We start from the raw sequence: 16,325 nt of genomic DNA, 5'->3' as shown, positions 1-16,325 counted from the left end.
TAAAGAGACTCATCAACACAGGACATTTTTGCCATTAGGCAAAAATTTTTTGACGAGATACCAGGATATGAGCGAAATCAGTTATCTAAGCTGAAAAACAGGTAAAAAAAAGCCTGCTCAATGAGCAGGCAAGACATATTTCAAGCGTCCCTTTCGGGGAAGTACATTACCGCGCTAGCGGAAAAACCTGGCATACCCATGCAAAAACACCGATATGCTACTTGAGTCTAAACACGCCAAAAAGGCGATACAAAGGTTGATGGATGATGGAAACTAGGTTTAAAGGGATAGTTAGCCCTTAAAGCTCATAGCGAATAAACCGCCACGCAAAACATCTGAGTTAATCCAAGTGTTTTGCCAAACAAAGTGATTCTTGCCTGTATAAGACATAGTCAATTACTCCTAAGTAAAGTTGAGATTAAGTACTCTAGTAAAGCTTGGCTCGGTTCCTTGGAACTAGAGATTCTCAAATCCGTTGAGACGACTTGTCACTCGGGTCCTTGGAGAAGGATATCCATCCTGGATAGACTAGAGGGGATGGGCGCATTGCCCTGTCCACGAAAACCATTATATGTTTTCGTAGTTTTATTACAAGCTTTATTTGTATTTTTTTTAATTAAGGCTTTTTAATGTAATTAAATTACGTAAAACCATCAGAAATCTTGGCGACCTGCGTCACATAAAAACAGAAATAATCCTGTAACCACCTAATAAGTAAGATATTACAGAATTATTTCTATTTGTTACGTAAAATTGTTAACGATTGATCAGATATTGATACAGACCGACTAAGGGACTCGCAGTGGGTTTACCATAGAGCGGATCGCCCTCAGTGGCACTGCCAGCGATATCTAAGTGTGTGTAAGCTAAAGGAATTGCGGCGTTAATACCGTGATCAAACAATCCCGAAGCCTTGAGCAGAAAGGCCGCAGGATATTGATGCCCACGGGCCGTCACCGAAGATGGCGCATTGTTAGAAGATAAAATATCGGCCGCCCCCGACACTTCGCGGATCTTGGCAAAGTCCTCGCGACGTAATGTAGAAACCTCAAAGGGTTCGCCCCATTGGCTCGCCTGTAACGCGAGAGTCTGCGCACACTGGGCGCCACTGGCGACCGCATTTTCAACCGCAGCAGGATACGCCCCGTAACAACGCACCACGTGGCCCGTCAGCGTCGCGACCGAAAACAGCTCTGGTTGCACCGCCGAAACCGCTTTAATACGCAGATGACTTAACAGGTCTGCCAATACTAAGCGCCCTTCCGCATCCGTATTACCAATGCGTACCCGCACGCCCGCATGGCTAGTGATAATTTCATCGGTGACAAAGGCTTCGCTACCAATGCTATTACGCACTAAGCCCAGCTCGGCGATCACCCGGATCCCTTTAGGCTTGAGCATAGACAAGGTTTTAAATAACCCCGCCACGGCAGAGGCGCCGCCTTTATCACGGCTCATGCCGGCCATTGCGCCGCCGACTTTTAGATCGGCACCGCCCGTATCATAGACCACACCTTTACCAGCAAATAAAAAGGTACGAGTAATCTCACCCTCGGGCAGATATTCGAGTTTCACCACCCGCGGTTGATGCCGGCCAACGGCAAAGGAAGAACGCGCCACCGCACTTAACAGTGGATAATCCCGCTCGAGAATATCCCTATCTTCCACCACTGCGGTTTTAATCACGCTGCCTTTAAAGGCTTGCAAACAATATTCGGCAAAGGCCTTAGCCGACATGCGCTCAGGTTCAGTGCCACATAAATCCCGAGCCAACACACGGCCAGCTTCTAATGCGTTGAGCAAGTGGCTCTTTTCAGATGATAAAGACAACAACCCTATGGCTTCCAAGGCTGGCGTTAAGCCCGTTGCCTCGCGCAATTCTAAGGTTTGCCATAATTCTTGGCCGCAGGCGAGCGCCGCAACTTCACTCGCAAAACCAAACTTAGGCGTGGCAGAAGGCACCACATACAGTAGAGGACGCTTAGCGCCCGCGTCTTTAGCGATAGCAATCGCGGCTCTTGCCGCATCGCCATAAACACGCACATCGGCATAATCATCAGCCACTTGAGTGACGGGCGCTATGATTAAACGGCCACCGGCTAAACCGGGGGCAAACAGTAACGTCGGGCTCTTACCGACACGCTTATCAACCTTAGCGCCATGCTCGGCCAATAAACTGATCTCATCAATTCCGATAGAAACGAGATCCGGAGTAACCACCACAACCGCATCCCAACCTTCACCATCAAAAATGGCATTTTCTGCTTGTACATCAACAAAGTTAACTTGAAACATGACCCATCCTTTTTCATTATTGTGCCTGCATTATTCCCGCTATAACGCTTAATTACCAATCAAAAAATCCCTTTGTCCCCATCGAAAAGACTGAGGGTGGCAACTTTCGCTGCCACAAGCACACAGAGGCTTATCGAGAAGATTAATCGGCCGAGCAGAATGTGGTAGGATCAAGCCAAATTTGCCCTATACCCACAAGACCTGATGAGGGACCTCCTGTGACAGCGTTAAGTCAGTTATACCCACAGCCTTTATGGCAATGGTTCGAACAAATCTGTGCAATTCCCCACCCTTCCAAACATGAACAAGCACTCAGCCAACACATCCAAGCCTGGGCTAAGAGTAAACAACTCGATGTAGTAGAAGATGCGGTCGGCAATTTAATCATTCGCAAACCCGCAACCGCGGGAATGGAAGATCGCAAAATCGTCGTGATCCAGGCTCACATCGATATGGTGCCGCAAAAGAATGCCGACAAAGTGCATGACTTTACCAAAGATCCTATCGAAGCCTATGTTGATGGAGACTGGGTTAAGGCCAAAGGCACAACCTTAGGCGCCGACAATGGTATTGGCATGGCGTCAGCCTTAGCGATTTTAGGTAGCAACGATATCAAACACGGCCCGCTGGAAGTGCTGCTCACGATTGATGAAGAAGCGGGCATGACAGGCGCCTTCGGCCTGCAAGCTGGTATGCTCGATGCTGAAATCCTGATCAACACCGACTCAGAGCAAGAAGGTGAAATCTACATGGGCTGCGCTGGCGGCGTTGATGCCCAGATCACTCTGCCTATGGTATGGCAAGCGTCAGAGCAAAGTTACGCAGCATTTAGTCTGCATTTATCGGGCTTAAAAGGCGGTCACTCTGGGGTGAACATCCATTTAGGTCGTGGTAACGCCAACAAACTCTTAGCACGCTTCCTGTTTGAAAATGCCGATGAATTAGCGCTGGAATTAACCCAATTTACCGGTGGTTCACTGCGTAATGCTATCCCACGCGAAGCCAATATCAGCTTTATGTTACCCGCTGAAAATGTCGATACACTGAATGAAAAAGTGCGTGCTTTTGAAGCCTTAGTCCGCGCCGAGCTGGCCATTGCCGACCCAGACATGCGTTTAGTGTTGAGCGAAATCCCAACGCCAAAACGTGTGATGAGTGAAAACAGCCAAAACACATTGATAGACCTGCTACATGTATGCCCTAATGGCGTGATGCGTATGAGCGATGAAGTCGCGGGCGTGACCGAAACCTCACTCAACGTAGGCGTGATTAGCACTAACGATGAAGAAGTCAGCATTCTGTGCTTAATTCGCTCGCTCATCGATTCGGGCCGCACTCAGGTTGAAGGCATGCTCAATGCGCTAACCAACCTCGCTGGCGCTGAAATTGAATTCAGTGGCGCTTACCCAGGTTGGAAGCCAGATAACAGCTCACCCGTAATGGCGATTGTGCGTGAGACCTACGAGTCTATCTACCATAAAGAACCAGTTATCATGGTGATCCACGCGGGTCTTGAATGTGGTCTGTTCAAAAAGCCTTATCCAGAAATGGACATGGTGTCGATTGGCCCTACCATCCGTTATCCACATGGCCCGGATGAAATGGTCAATATCACCACAGTTGGTCAATACTGGGATCTGCTCCTTGCTGTGCTAGAACGCATTCCCGCTAAAGGTGAATAATCACTACGGGTGAATAGTCGCTAAGACTTAAATAACAAAGGCCGCAGAGGGTTTACCCATGCGGCCTTTTTGTTGCTTCTATTTGCGCACTGCGTAAGGCTGATTGTCGCGCTAACTAAGCAAAGTTAGGTTAAGTTAAGTCAGGTCAGATTGGCGCTGAGCCAGAGCCGCCCAGATTAGTTAAACACTAAAACACAAAATCCAACTGCTTCGTTTCGCGTACCATGAGCGGCGAAAGCGTGTCTTTACTCTCGGCGAGTCCAACAGAAACCCCGAGTAACCGAATTCCACGTCCCTCTTGCCTCGCCATAGCTTGGCTCAGTAGCTCATAAAACATCACCACGGAGACCTCGTCACTACGGTGCTCGATTGTGGTCTGTTTAAAATCATTAAATTTAAGTTTGACCACCTGCTTATGGATTTGCCTCCCCTTAGCGCTTCGCCCTAAACGGCTGGACAACTCTTGAATTAATCCCGGCATCACCTGCTGGCACTGCTCCAGCGTGTAAATATCCTGAGCGAGAGTGGTCTCAACGCCTACGGATTTGCGTTCGCGGCTCACTGAAATCCCACGATCATCGACACCATGGGCCCGCTCGACTAACACGGCGCCAAACTTACCAAAACGGGCAATCAACTCTTGCTTTGGATAAGCCTGCACATCGGCGCAGGTATTTAAGCCTAGCGAAGACAGTTTTTCAGCGGTCACCTTACCCACTCCGGGAATTTTCCGCAGGGATAAGCTTTTAACGAACTCGGCAACCTCATCGGGTGGAATAACACATTGCCCGTTGGGTTTATTTAAATCAGAGGCGACCTTAGCGAGAAATTTAATCGGCGCCACGCCAGCCGATGCCGTCAGCCCAGTTTCGGCCAAAATATCCCGGCGAATTGCCTCGGCGATTAAAGTGGCAGAGCCCTTAAACAGCTTACAATCGCTGACATCTAAATAGGCCTCATCGAGGGAAAGCGGTTCGATTAACTCTGTGTATCGGGAGAAAATGGCGCGAATTTGCTGTGAGACCTCTTTATAGACCTGCATACGACCGGGAACGAGGATAAGATCGGGACACAATTTCAATGCGTAGCCCGTCGCCATGGCAGAACGCACACCAAATTTGCGCGCCTCATAATTACAAGTGCTGATGACGCCACGCTGCACCCGACTGCCGCCGACGGCCAAAGGCTTACCGCGGTATTCGGGAAAATCCCGCATTTCCACCGCAGCAAAATAGCAATCCATATCGATATGAATGATTTTTCGCACCTTGCATTCCTCCGACACCCAAAATACTGTATATAAAAACAGTAATCAAGTGTCACTTATCAATTTGCGGCGGTGCGGTTTGCGCTTGGATTGTTAGCGCCCAAAAAAACAAAGGGAGCCCTAAGGCTCCCTTGATTTACAACTATTTGAATTAAATCTTAAATTGGCCAATGTTGCGGGTCAGTTCATGAGTCGCTTGCTCAAACCCTTGCAAACTTTGGGATAAATCTTGGCTTGAGAGCAAAGACTGATCGGACAGACCGCGCACGCTAACAACGTTTTGTGCCACCTCTTCAGCCACAACGGCCTGCTGGCCAATCGCCACGGTAATTTCCACCGTTTGCTGCTGAATCGACACAATCGCACTGGCGATATCACTCAAGGCTTGCTCCACTTGTGTGGTCAAGTCTTGTCCGACCCTTGCCTGCTCAACCCCAGACTCCATCACCTGCTCGGCTTGTAGCGCGCTCTGCTGCAGGGTTTGGATAATTCCTTGAATGTTGGCGGTAGAATCTTGGGTACGAGACGCGAGAGTTCGCACTTCATCGGCCACCACGGCAAAGCCTCGACCTTGCTCACCCGCCCGCGCCGCCTCGATGGCCGCATTCAGCGCCAGCAAGTTGGTTTGGTCGGCAATGTTGCGGATCACGCTTAAAACTTCGCCAATTTGCTCTGAGCTGCTACGTAACTCCTTGATGACTTTAGCAGCCTCAATCACTTGAACCGATAATGCCTTCATGCCTTCGGTCGCGCGGGATACGATTTGGGTACCGTCATGGGCCTGAGTCTGCGCCTTTTCGGCAAAATCATTCGCCCGTTGAGCGCTTATCGCCATTTCTTGGCTCGTCTGTGCCATTTGGGTGGCGGCCGTGGCCACTGAGTCGATTTGTTGTTTCTGCGATGACACCGAAGAGACCGCTAAATCACACACTTGGCGTGCATCCATCACCCCAGTGCCGACCTCTTGAGTTAAGTTACGGGTATGCAGTAACATCTGCTGCACCTTTTCGGCAAAGCGGTTGAAGGCATCACCCAGCTTGCCTAACTCATCTTCCCGTTCCATTAGAATGCGTTGGGATAAATCGCTATCACCTTCGGCAATGTCTTCCATCGCATCGAGTAACTTGCTGAGCTGGCGTCTAAAGGGCAATAACATCAACCATACTGTGATGCCGACTAAGAGCATAATCCCCAAAGCCACAAAACAGGCATTCCAGAAGGCTTCGGTCACAGGCGCTTCAATCACCTCATGGGGCAACATAAAGGCTAAGTGCCATTTCTGCTTAGGATAATCACCGCCCACAGACACAAAGGTTACCCGCTGTGGCACACCGTTAAAGGTGACTTCGGCAAAGCCCTGCGCTTCGCGCTGCATTTGCTGTCTTAAGGCGGTAAAGCCTGAGGTGTCCTTAAACTGGCTATCGATTTGATTCGCAAGTGAACCCGGCGGGAATTTATCCGAGAATCCGGGGAAATACACCAGCTTACCTTCATCCGTCATCAGGAAGGCTTGACCATAGTTACGGTATTTGATTGGCGCTAACAGGGTTTTGCCAATGGTATCGATGAGAATATCCATACCACCAATCCCAATCAGCTCACCATTGGCACCATAGACTGGGGTTTTAACCGTGGCCGAAATCGAGCCATCGTTGGCATCGACCGCAGGGTCGCCCACAAATAGGCCGCGCTGATCGATAGCCTCCTGCCACCAAGGACGTTTATTGGTGTAATAGTTTGGATCGCCATCGAAACGGCCATTGAGGTCGAAATACTCGAAGGTATTCGCCGAGCCGAAGAACACTGACTTCACATCGGTATCACGATCGGAAAACGAGCGGAAATAACGAATAATATCTTGGTACTGTTGGTCATTGGCTAGGTTACTGCCACGGGCATGGTATTGGCTAAACCAGTTGATAAGCCCTGGCTCGGCAAATACCGAGTGGATCACTTGCCCCTTAGCCACAAAATAACCACCTATCTCATTGGCCTTTAAGGCAACAAGCGCCGAAATGTCCGCGTCCACTTGCTTACGTGTGTTATTACTTTCTTTATTCACGAGCAAAGCGGCAACTAAAGTAAGAAGTACAGCAAGGGCACCGACGATAGTGACCACTAACTGCAAACTTAGAGAACGTTTTATATATCTCATTCATCTTCCCGTCTGGCTGACCAACCACTTAACAAAAAATCATGCAAAAACAGTTTCACACGGTAACAATTTTTACCAGTCAACAACAGATGAAAATGTGAGAAAAAACGTAAACAAGTATTTGTAAAGAATAGACATTAACCCAATAACAGGAATCACTAAAGATCGAATAACACTCAGAACATCAGATTGCATAAGCAATATTTTACAGAGTGTTAGACTAAATACTCGAAATAAAAAAACAAAGGCCAGTCATTTCGTGACTGGCCTTGGTGCTTGAGCCGCGCAACCGGCGCTATTACATCTTAGTTTGCAGGTAATTCGCTAAACCGATACGGTCAATCAAACCGAGTTGTTTTTCTAACCAATACATATGGTCAGATTCGGTATCGTCGAGTAAGACTTCTAAGATCTCACGGGTTTGGTAATCTTTCTTCGATTCACACAAAGCAATCACCTTACGCAAATCATCGGCCACCTTGTACTCATAGGCCAAATCGTTACGCAGCATCTCTTCGACGTTTGAACCGATATTGAGCGCTTCCCGTGCGGCTACATTCGGCACGCCTTCGAGGAATAAAATACGTTGTACCAGTTTGGCCGCATGGTGCTTTTCATCATCCGACTCATGGGCAATACGTTCATAGAGTTCGTTCAGGCCCCAGTCTTCGTACATATGGGCATGCACAAAATACTGATCCATCGCCGATAACTCTCCCGTTAGGAGTCTATTCAACGCGTCGATGACCTCTTTATCACCTTTCATATTCTGCTCCTATGACTCACTAATTTGCGATTGAAGATAGTTTTGAATGCCAGTTAAGCTAATCAGCTCCTGCTGCGATTCGAGCCAATCTAAGTGCTCTTCTTCATCTTCAAGGATATCTTCGAGCAGATCGCGACTGACATAATCCTGCTCGGCTTCGCAGAGGTTAATGGCATCCCGTAACAGTGTGAGTTGCTCCTGCACCATGGCTAAATCGCAATCAAGCATCTCTTGGGTATGCTCGCCAATACGCAGTTTTTCAAGCTGTTGCAGATTCGGTAATCCCTCTAAAAATAATACCCGCTCGATAAGCTTATCGGCGTGCTTCATATCTTGGATGGATTTCTTGTATTCGACGTGATTTAGCTTCTCGAGGCCCCAATGTTTGAACATTCTGGCGTGGAGAAAATATTGATTAATGGCCGTTAACTCACAGGTAAGTACCCGATTGAGTTGTCCCACCACTTTAGGATGACCTTTCATAAGTAACGATCCTTGATATGAGTGAAAGATTGATCTAAATCAAGCTTCTAGCCTAGTACAGTTTTCAAGCTAACTCAAATTTTCTTTATTTTTCACAAGCTTAAAGATAAAAAGCATTCTCATTATCGCTTAGATTAGCCCGCTATCCTCCTCATATATCAAGGATTAATTTTGCCACTGCAAAAAATCGAGGCAAAAAAATAGCCTCCAGAGGAGGCTATTTCAGTTGAAGCGGATAATTAAATGATCCTGTCTTTCGTTAACTTCTCACGGCGCGCTTCTTCTGCGGCCATACGACGCTTACGCTTGTCGCAGGGATCATCACAATCGCAGGCTTTTTCAATCCCTAATACACCTAAACCGCCACAGCTTCCTTCAACGGCTTTGCGCTTGATGAGATAACCTATCGACATAAGCAAAAAGAACAGTAATAAAATCACAAATGCCGCGATAAAAGTGCTCATGTTAACTCCAACTACTTAAGGAAAGGCTTGAAGGCGTCACTGTAGTAGACTTTAAATCCTTCGCCTTGCTTTTCTATTAGCATTATCGCCAAGTGTTCTTTCTTGGCAAGCTCCAATGACGCTTCTGTGCCTAAAACCATCATCGCCGTCGCAAAACCATCGGCCGTCATACATTCTTTATGCAAAACGGTCACAGATGCTAGCTTATGATTAATAGGCAAACCGGTACGTGGATCAATTATATGAGTAAAGCGCTGACCTTCTTCCTCATAATAATTACGATAATCCCCCGACGTTGCCATCGCCATAGTGCCAGGCTCAATCACCTGTTGCACCGCCATACCATCGTCAGTCGGTTTCTCTATCGCGACGCGCCACGAACTGCCATCGCCTTTCGTGCCCTTAATGCTCAGCTCGCCGCCAATTTCGACTAAGTAACCGCTTGCATGGTACTTATCTAAAATCGAGGCCACTTTATCCACGCCAAAACCTTTGGCGATTGAAGACAGGTCCACATATAGATGCGCATTGTGTTTGCTTAAGCGATTGCCTTCGATAGAAAGCTCACTGATACCCGTTTTGGCTTTAGCCGCATCGATATCCGCTTGAGTCGGCACTTTGGTTGGGCGCTTATCGGGGCCAAATCCCCATAGGTTCACCAGCGGCCCTAAGGTAATGTCTAAGGCTTTGTCTGTCACGTTATACAAACGCATGCCTTCTTTAACCACTTTGATGGTATCAGGAGAGACTTCTACACTCTGCTCAAGCGGTAACTGGTTGAAACGAGACAATTCTGAATTGGGTCGATAGGTCGACATCTGGTTATTGACCAGCTCTAAGGCTAAGTCAATCTCGGCCTGCAGTAACTGGGCCGTCGGCATCTGCTCATTGGGAACCACTTTAATGTGGTAGGTCGTGCCCATTGTGCTGCCCGCGAGGGAGATAACCTCATCCTGTTTGCTACAGGCTGAAATAAAAAAGGCTAGACCTACAAGGACCAGCCAGCTCACTGAATGCTTTAACACTGAGGTTTTTAACACGGGGGTTTTTAACGCTAGGGTTTTAAACATAGTGACTAACAACTCTTTTGGATGCCCTTTAATGCAAAAGTTGCAGATGAGAGCTTTACTCCACATCTGCAACTCTTCTCACCTTGGGCTAATTCACATTAGCCGCCGAAGTCATCCAATAGGATGTTTTCGTCTTCGACACCAAGATTTTTCAACATACCGATCACGGCCGCGTTCATCATTGGAGGTCCACACATGTAGAACTCACAATCTTCTGGCGCTTCATGGTCTTTCAGATAGTTTTCATACAGTACGTTATGGATGAAACCTGTGTAACCATCCCAGTTGTCCTCTGGTTGAGGATCAGACAGGGCCACATGCCATACGAAGTTGTCGTTTTCAGCCGCTAGGCCGTCAAAGTCTTCCACGTAGAACATTTCACGCTTAGAACGTGCACCGTACCAGAAGCTCATCTTACGCTTAGACTTCAGACGCTTCAGTTGGTCGAAAATGTGTGAACGCATTGGGGCCATACCCGCACCACCACCGATAAACACCATTTCAGCATCGGTATCTTTCGCGAAGAATTCACCGAATGGACCAGAAATCGTGACTTTATCGCCAGCCTTCAGGCTCCAAATGTAAGATGACATCTTACCGCATGGTAAGCTCAGGTTACGTGGCGGTGGCGTTGCGATACGCACGTTCAACATGATGATGCCAAACTCTTCTGGGTAGTTAGCCATTGAGTAAGCACGGATCGTTTCTTCGTCAACTTTAGATTCTAACTTGAAGAAGCCAAAGTGTTCCCAGTCACCACGGTATTTTGCTGGTACGTCGAAATCAGCATATTTAACATGGTGTGCAGGCGCTTCGATCTGGATGTAACCACCCGCACGGAACGGAACAGATTCACCATCAGGAATTTGCAGCTTCAGTTCTTTAATGAAGGTCGCCTTGTTATCGTTAGAGATAACAGTACATTCCCACTTCTTAATACCGAAGATTTCTTCGTCAAGCTCGATTTCCATGTCGTTCTTAACGTTCACCTGGCAAGACAGACGACAACCTTTACGGGCGTCACCCTTGCTGATGTGATCTAATTCTGTTGGCAGAATATCACCGCCGCCAGACTTAACCACTACGCGACATTGGCCACAAGAACCACCGCCACCACAGGCGCTCGATACGAAGATACCACTGTTCGCTAGCACGCCTAACAGCTTGCCACCGGCACCGGTTGTAATCGCTTTTTCAGGATCGTCGTTGATGCCGATCGTGATGTCACCGCTAGACACTAGCTTAGATTTAGCGAATAAAATCACTAACACTAAGACTAGGACGATAGCAGTAAACATACTCACACCGAGGTAAACCTCGAGCGGAGTAGATTTAAAAATACCAAGAATATCCATTAACTTATCCTTAGAAGGTCCAATTCAAGAAGCCGTTTGGTGTCTCTTACAGAGACACACCAGAAAACGACATGAAACCTAAGGCCATTAAACCAGCGGTAATAAAGGTAATACCTAAACCACGCAGGCCATTCGGCACATCGGCATACTTCAGCTTCTCACGGATACCGGCCATCAATACGATAGCTAATGCCCAACCTACTCCAGAGCCGAAACCAAACACCACACTTTCGCCCAGCTTGTAGTCACGCTCAACCATGAATGATACCGCACCGAAAATCGCACAGTTCACAGTGATCAGAGGTAAGAAGATACCTAACGCGTTGTACAAAGGAGGAAAGTACTTATCCAGTGCCATTTCCAGAATTTGAACTAAAGCCGCAATCACACCGATAAAGGTAATGAATTTCAAGAAGCTTAGATCAGCTTCAGGTGCACCAGCCCAAGCCAGTGCGCCAGGTGCTAACAGCCCTTGGTAAATAACTTGGTTAGCAGGAACAGAGATAGTTAACACTACAACTACCGCAATCCCTAGGCCCATCGCAGTAGTCACTTTCTTCGATACCGCTAAGAAAGTACACATACCTAAGAAGAAGGCCAGTGCCATGTTTTCGATGAAAACAGAGCGAATTAACAGGCTAATATAATGTTCCATCTCAAATTACCCTTTTGCTTCAACTTGCTCTGGCTTATAGGTACGAATAATCCAAATCAGAATACCGATCAGGAAGAACGCACTTGGCGGCAGTAATAACAGACCGTTTGGTTGATACCAGCCACCTTCAGAGATCTTGTGCAGGATTTGAACACCGAACAGAGAACCGTTACCAAACAGTTCACGCACGAAGCCAACGGCTAACAGAATCGCACCGTAACCTAAACCGTTACCGATACCATCCATAAAGCTCATCATTGGCGGTGTTTTCATCGCATAGGCTTCAGCGCGACCCATTACGATACAGTTCGTAATGATCAGGCCCACGAATACCGATAACTGCTTAGAAATCTGATAAGCATAAGCCTGCAGCAATTGGTCAACCACGATTACCAAAGAGGCAATAATGGTCATCTGTACGATAATACGTACGCTGCTAGGAATATGGTTACGGATCATTGAGATAAACAGGTTAGAAAACGCTGTTACCGCAGTTAATGCCAACGCCATTACCAGTGCAGTTTCGAGTTTGCTCGTTACCGCTAACGCACTACATACACCAAGTACTTGTAATGCAATCGGGTTGTTGTTGACGATAGGTCCAGTCAGAACCTGTTTCAGTTCTTTAGCGTCAGACATTAGCTGAGACCTCCATTGCGTGCTTTTTCAATGAAACTCGCAAAACCTTCTTTACCTAACCAGAATGTCAGAGAGTGTTGAACACCGTTACTGGTCAGAGTCGCGCCGGATAATGCATCCACACCGTATTCAGTGCTAGCAACAGCGGGGTTTTTAGTTACGCTGATAGCAATGTTACCTTGCTCATCAAATAACTTTTTACCGTGCCATTTCGCTTTCCACTGAGCATTTTGAACTTCACCACCAAGACCTGGGGTTTCGCCTTGCTCGTAGTACACTAAGCTTTGAATCGTGTTCAGATCAGCATCTAACGCGAGGAAAGCATACATAGTCGACCACAGGCCATAACCATGAACTGGCAGGATCACGCTGGTTAACTTACCTTGCTCATCGCGAACTAAATAAACCACTGCATCTTCAGCAACACGCTTAACCGAAGCGATGTCGTTTTCAGGTACAAATGAGGTCTTCACATCGCGAGACGCTTTGCGTTGATCGAATGCGTTGGCATCAACACCTTCAACCCAATCACCAGTTTTTAAGTTAACTAACTTAGCTTCGATGTGCTTGCTGTAAGTATCCAAAATCTGAGCTTTGGTTACTTTGCCCGCTTTCGTGTCAATCAGACCCGCAGCTTCGAGGATGTACTTTTGCTTATCAAGCAGCTTGTTTTCTGCTTGAGTTGGGCGCAGTAATACTGCCGCAGTCGACACGAATATCGCACAAATTAGACATAAGCCAACGACGATAAATAACGTTCTGCCGAACGAATCTTTATTACTAGCCACGAGCAATCCTCCGCTTGATATTTGCCTGAACCACGAAGTGGTCGAACAATGGCGCGAACAAGTTAGCAAACAGAATCGCTAACATCATGCCTTCTGGGAATGCAGGGTTAATCACGCGGATAAACACAGCCATTGCACCAATCAAGATACCGTATGCCCATTTAGCTTGGTTAGTGAATGACGCAGACACAGGGTCAGTCGCCATAAACATCATGCCAAATGCAAAACCACCTAACACTAAGTGCCAGTACCAAGGCATTGCAAACATTGGGTTAGTGTCGCTACCGATCACATTTAACAGTGTAGAGATAGCAATCATACCGACCATCACGCCGCCAACGATGCGCCATGAAGCGATGCGGGTATAGATGATAACCAGACCACCTAACAGAATCGCCAGAGTCGATACTTCACCCACAGAGCCTGGGATGAAACCGAAGAACGCATCCCACCAGTTTTGGTTGAATGTGTAATCTAAGGTACCCGCTGCCGCTTGGCTCAGAGCCGTTGCACCAGAGTAACCGTCAGCCACAACCCATGAAGTGTCACCAGACATGTTCAGTGGGTAAGCGAAGAACAGGAAGGCACGACCAGCTAATGCTGGGTTTAAGAAGTTACGACCCGTACCACCGAACACTTCTTTAGCCACAACCACACCGAAGGTGATACCTAAGGCCACCATCCACAATGGGATAGTTGCTGGCAGGGTTAATGCGAACAGGATAGAGGTAACGAAGAAACCTTCGTTAACTTCGTGGCCACGGATAGCGGCAAACAGCACTTCCCAAATACCACCGATGGCGAAGGTCACCGCGTAGATAGGTAGGAAGAAACAGGCGCCGTACCACATCAGTGCTGGCCAGCCAGAGTTGGCGGTCAGTTCGGTACCGAACATGCCGAACAAGCTCACTTGCCATACGTCAGGGGTTGCAAAACCCGCGATTAACGCAAGTTGTGCTTGCAGACCGACGTTGTACATACCCACGAACATCGCTGGGAAGGCACAGGCCCAAACCGTGATCATCATACGCTTCAGGTCGATGTTGTCGCGAACGTGGGTTTTACCCTTGTTCACTTTACCTGGCGTATAAAAAATGGTGTATGCCGCTTCGAAGAGGGCATAAAACTTTTCGTATTTACCGCCTTTTTCAAAGTCGGGTTCAATACGTTCGAAAAAATCTTTCAAGCTCATTAGCCTTCCCTCTCGATCGTATCTAAACAGTCACGCAGATATGAACCGTAGTCATATTTGCCTGGACATACGAACGTACACAGTGCGAGATCTTCTTCATCCAACTCTAACGCGCCTAAAGTGGCAGCACCGTCAAAGTCACCTGAGATCAGGTCACGCAGCAACATAGTAGGAAGAATATCCAATGGCATTACACGCTCGTAGTTGCCGATTGGCACCATAGCGCGGTCTGAACCACCAGTGCTCGTTGTCATGTTGAACAGACGAGAAGCGCTTAAGTGGCCTAGGAATGCACGGGTAATAGAGTATTTGTTTGAGCCTGGTAACACCCAACCAAAGAATTCTTTTTCAGTGCCTTCTTCTAACAGACTCACCTGCGCGTGGTAACGACCTAAATATCCTTGAGGACCTACAGCAGTACGGCCATTCAGCACAGAACCCGAAACAACACGTACGTTACCGTCTAAGGTTTCGCCCGCGGTCAGTTCAGTCATGCTTGCACCTAAAACAGTGCGCACCAAACGTGGCTTAGCCGCTTTAGGACCGGCAATTGCGATCACACGTTCGGTATTCAGTTGACCGGTAGTAAATAGCTGACCAATGGCTATTACATCTTGGTAACCGACATGCCAAACAGTACGTTTTGCAGAAGCTGGAAGTAGGAAATGGATATGAGTACCAACAAGACCCGCTGGGTGAACACCGGCAAATTCTTCAACTTGGGCATTAGCGGCAGGAATATCGGCGCCAGGCGCTTTACAAAGGTAAACTTTACCTTCGGTAAGTCTTGCTAAGACCTTAAGACCATTAGCAAAATCTTCTTTATGCTCACGGATCACTACAACAGGATCGGCGGCATGGGGTTGCGTATCAATCGCGGTGACGAAAATACCAGCGGCAGAAGAATCTACGGCAGGCACTTTGCTGAAAGGACGTGTACGCAATGCAGTCCATAAGCCTGATTCGATCAGGTTGTCACGGACCAGTTGCGAGTCTAGCGTATCGAGAGCAGTGGCGTCATACTTAGCAAAGGCAACGCTTTCGTTCCCTTCAACTTGAATAACAACAGACTGCAGCACACGCTGGGCGCCCCGGTTAATGTCTAATATAGTACCACTGGCTAAAGCCGTATATTTTACGCCAGGATTTTTCTTATCTTCGAAAATCACCTGACCTTTTTGTACTTTATCGCCCACTTTGATCTTCATCGTTGGACGTAAGCCAATATACTCTTCACCCAAAGTAGCTACATGTTTAATGGCTGGGCCATTATGGATAACTTGCTCTGGTCCGCCTGCTATAGGCAGTTCCAATCCTTTCTTAATTGTAATCATATCCACAAGCACTACGTTTTGAAGGAAAGACAATGCGCCGCGTTCCTGCTAAATACTGAGGTTTTAAACAAAACCTACTGCATTGAGCTAGCGCAGATTTATCACAGAAATGCGATCGCAATCACGCTGGTCGCGCGCATTTTACCCCAATTGCCGTGGCATCGCCACGAAAATTATAGG

General features: G+C 47.6%; 14 protein-coding genes. 1 reads left to right on the top strand and 13 read right to left on the bottom strand.

Going from position 1 to position 16,325, the window contains the following annotated elements; translation table 11 throughout:
* Nucleotides 1-756 precede the first annotated feature (756 nt).
* Nucleotides 757-2,295 (bottom strand): leucyl aminopeptidase family protein, encoded by a 1,539-nt coding sequence (locus tag K0H59_RS04845; protein ID WP_220054821.1) that lies wholly within the window; start codon nt 2,293-2,295, stop codon nt 757-759.
* Nucleotides 2,296-2,513: 218 nt separating this feature from the next.
* Between K0H59_RS04845 and K0H59_RS04840 the strand changes: the two genes are divergently transcribed.
* A complete protein-coding gene (locus K0H59_RS04840) occupies nt 2,514-3,977 on the top strand; it encodes an aminoacyl-histidine dipeptidase (RefSeq protein ID WP_220054820.1) in 1,464 nt (487 codons plus the stop codon).
* A 187-nt stretch (nt 3,978-4,164) separates the two neighbouring features.
* On the opposite strand, the gene dinB is transcribed toward K0H59_RS04840, so the two are convergent.
* From dinB to K0H59_RS04780, 12 genes are all read right to left on the bottom strand, one after another.
* Nucleotides 4,165-5,244: a DNA polymerase IV gene (gene dinB, locus K0H59_RS04835; RefSeq protein WP_220054819.1), complete on the bottom strand. Its 1,080-nt coding sequence runs from the start codon at nt 5,242-5,244 to the stop codon at nt 4,165-4,167.
* A gap of 151 nt (nt 5,245-5,395) precedes the next feature.
* On the bottom strand, nt 5,396-7,399 hold the full coding sequence (locus K0H59_RS04830; RefSeq protein WP_011716074.1) for a methyl-accepting chemotaxis protein: 2,004 nt from the start codon (nt 7,397-7,399) through the stop codon (nt 5,396-5,398).
* 298 nt (nt 7,400-7,697) lie between these two features.
* Nucleotides 7,698-8,165 (bottom strand): bacterioferritin, encoded by a 468-nt coding sequence (gene bfr / locus K0H59_RS04825; RefSeq protein ID WP_220054818.1) that lies wholly within the window; start codon nt 8,163-8,165, stop codon nt 7,698-7,700.
* A 9-nt stretch (nt 8,166-8,174) separates the two neighbouring features.
* Nucleotides 8,175-8,648 (bottom strand): bacterioferritin, encoded by a 474-nt coding sequence (bfr, locus tag K0H59_RS04820; RefSeq protein WP_220054817.1) that lies wholly within the window; start codon nt 8,646-8,648, stop codon nt 8,175-8,177.
* Between the two features lie 239 nt (nt 8,649-8,887).
* On the bottom strand, nt 8,888-9,112 hold the full coding sequence (gene nqrM, locus K0H59_RS04815) for a (Na+)-NQR maturation NqrM (protein ID WP_007645837.1): 225 nt from the start codon (nt 9,110-9,112) through the stop codon (nt 8,888-8,890).
* An 11-nt stretch (nt 9,113-9,123) separates the two neighbouring features.
* On the bottom strand, nt 9,124-10,182 hold the full coding sequence (locus tag K0H59_RS04810) for an FAD:protein FMN transferase (protein ID WP_088211137.1): 1,059 nt from the start codon (nt 10,180-10,182) through the stop codon (nt 9,124-9,126).
* A 98-nt stretch (nt 10,183-10,280) separates the two neighbouring features.
* Complete coding sequence (gene nqrF / locus K0H59_RS04805; RefSeq protein ID WP_011716070.1) at nt 10,281-11,537, bottom strand: NADH:ubiquinone reductase (Na(+)-transporting) subunit F; 1,257 nt, start codon at nt 11,535-11,537, stop codon at nt 10,281-10,283.
* A 46-nt stretch (nt 11,538-11,583) separates the two neighbouring features.
* A complete protein-coding gene (gene nqrE / locus K0H59_RS04800; RefSeq protein ID WP_006080469.1) occupies nt 11,584-12,192 on the bottom strand; it encodes an NADH:ubiquinone reductase (Na(+)-transporting) subunit E in 609 nt (202 codons plus the stop codon).
* A 6-nt stretch (nt 12,193-12,198) separates the two neighbouring features.
* Nucleotides 12,199-12,831 carry an NADH:ubiquinone reductase (Na(+)-transporting) subunit D gene (locus tag K0H59_RS04795; RefSeq protein ID WP_011621733.1) on the bottom strand — a complete coding sequence of 211 codons (633 nt, stop codon included), beginning with the start codon at nt 12,829-12,831 and terminating at the stop codon, nt 12,199-12,201.
* Nucleotides 12,831-13,619, bottom strand: coding sequence for a Na(+)-translocating NADH-quinone reductase subunit C (locus K0H59_RS04790; RefSeq protein ID WP_220054816.1), 789 nt, complete (start codon nt 13,617-13,619; stop codon nt 12,831-12,833). Before K0H59_RS04790 ends, K0H59_RS04795 begins: the two co-directional genes overlap by 1 nt.
* On the bottom strand, nt 13,612-14,811 hold the full coding sequence (locus K0H59_RS04785; protein WP_208661877.1) for an NADH:ubiquinone reductase (Na(+)-transporting) subunit B: 1,200 nt from the start codon (nt 14,809-14,811) through the stop codon (nt 13,612-13,614). Before K0H59_RS04785 ends, K0H59_RS04790 begins: the two co-directional genes overlap by 8 nt.
* Nucleotides 14,811-16,145 (bottom strand): Na(+)-translocating NADH-quinone reductase subunit A, encoded by a 1,335-nt coding sequence (locus tag K0H59_RS04780; protein WP_011716067.1) that lies wholly within the window; start codon nt 16,143-16,145, stop codon nt 14,811-14,813. The genes K0H59_RS04785 and K0H59_RS04780 overlap by 1 nt, the downstream gene beginning before the upstream one ends.
* Nucleotides 16,146-16,325: the final 180 nt, after the last annotated feature.

The sequence above is a fragment of the Shewanella sp. FJAT-51649 genome, assembly GCF_019457435.1.
GTDB classification, from domain to species: domain Bacteria; phylum Pseudomonadota; class Gammaproteobacteria; order Enterobacterales; family Shewanellaceae; genus Shewanella; species Shewanella mangrovisoli.
Note: the sequence above shows the minus strand (reverse complement) of the source record. Positions and strands in the feature narration are given on the sequence as shown.

Excerpts from the sequence above, each read along its gene's own strand:
- K0H59_RS04845 (WP_220054821.1), bottom strand. The coding sequence starts at position 2,295 with ATGTTTCAAGTTAACTTTGTTGATGTACAAGCAGAAAATGCCATTTTT.
- K0H59_RS04830 (WP_011716074.1), bottom strand. The coding sequence starts at position 7,399 with ATGAGATATATAAAACGTTCTCTAAGTTTGCAGTTAGTGGTCACTATC.
- bfr (WP_220054818.1), bottom strand. The coding sequence starts at position 8,165 with ATGAAAGGTGATAAAGAGGTCATCGACGCGTTGAATAGACTCCTAACG.
- bfr (WP_220054817.1), bottom strand. The coding sequence starts at position 8,648 with ATGAAAGGTCATCCTAAAGTGGTGGGACAACTCAATCGGGTACTTACC.
- nqrM (WP_007645837.1), bottom strand. The coding sequence starts at position 9,112 with ATGAGCACTTTTATCGCGGCATTTGTGATTTTATTACTGTTCTTTTTG.
- K0H59_RS04810 (WP_088211137.1), bottom strand. The coding sequence starts at position 10,182 with ATGTTTAAAACCCTAGCGTTAAAAACCCCCGTGTTAAAAACCTCAGTG.
- nqrF (WP_011716070.1), bottom strand. The coding sequence starts at position 11,537 with ATGGATATTCTTGGTATTTTTAAATCTACTCCGCTCGAGGTTTACCTC.
- nqrE (WP_006080469.1), bottom strand. The coding sequence starts at position 12,192 with ATGGAACATTATATTAGCCTGTTAATTCGCTCTGTTTTCATCGAAAAC.
- K0H59_RS04795 (WP_011621733.1), bottom strand. The coding sequence starts at position 12,831 with ATGTCTGACGCTAAAGAACTGAAACAGGTTCTGACTGGACCTATCGTC.
- K0H59_RS04785 (WP_208661877.1), bottom strand. The coding sequence starts at position 14,811 with ATGAGCTTGAAAGATTTTTTCGAACGTATTGAACCCGACTTTGAAAAA.
- K0H59_RS04780 (WP_011716067.1), bottom strand. The coding sequence starts at position 16,145 with ATGATTACAATTAAGAAAGGATTGGAACTGCCTATAGCAGGCGGACCA.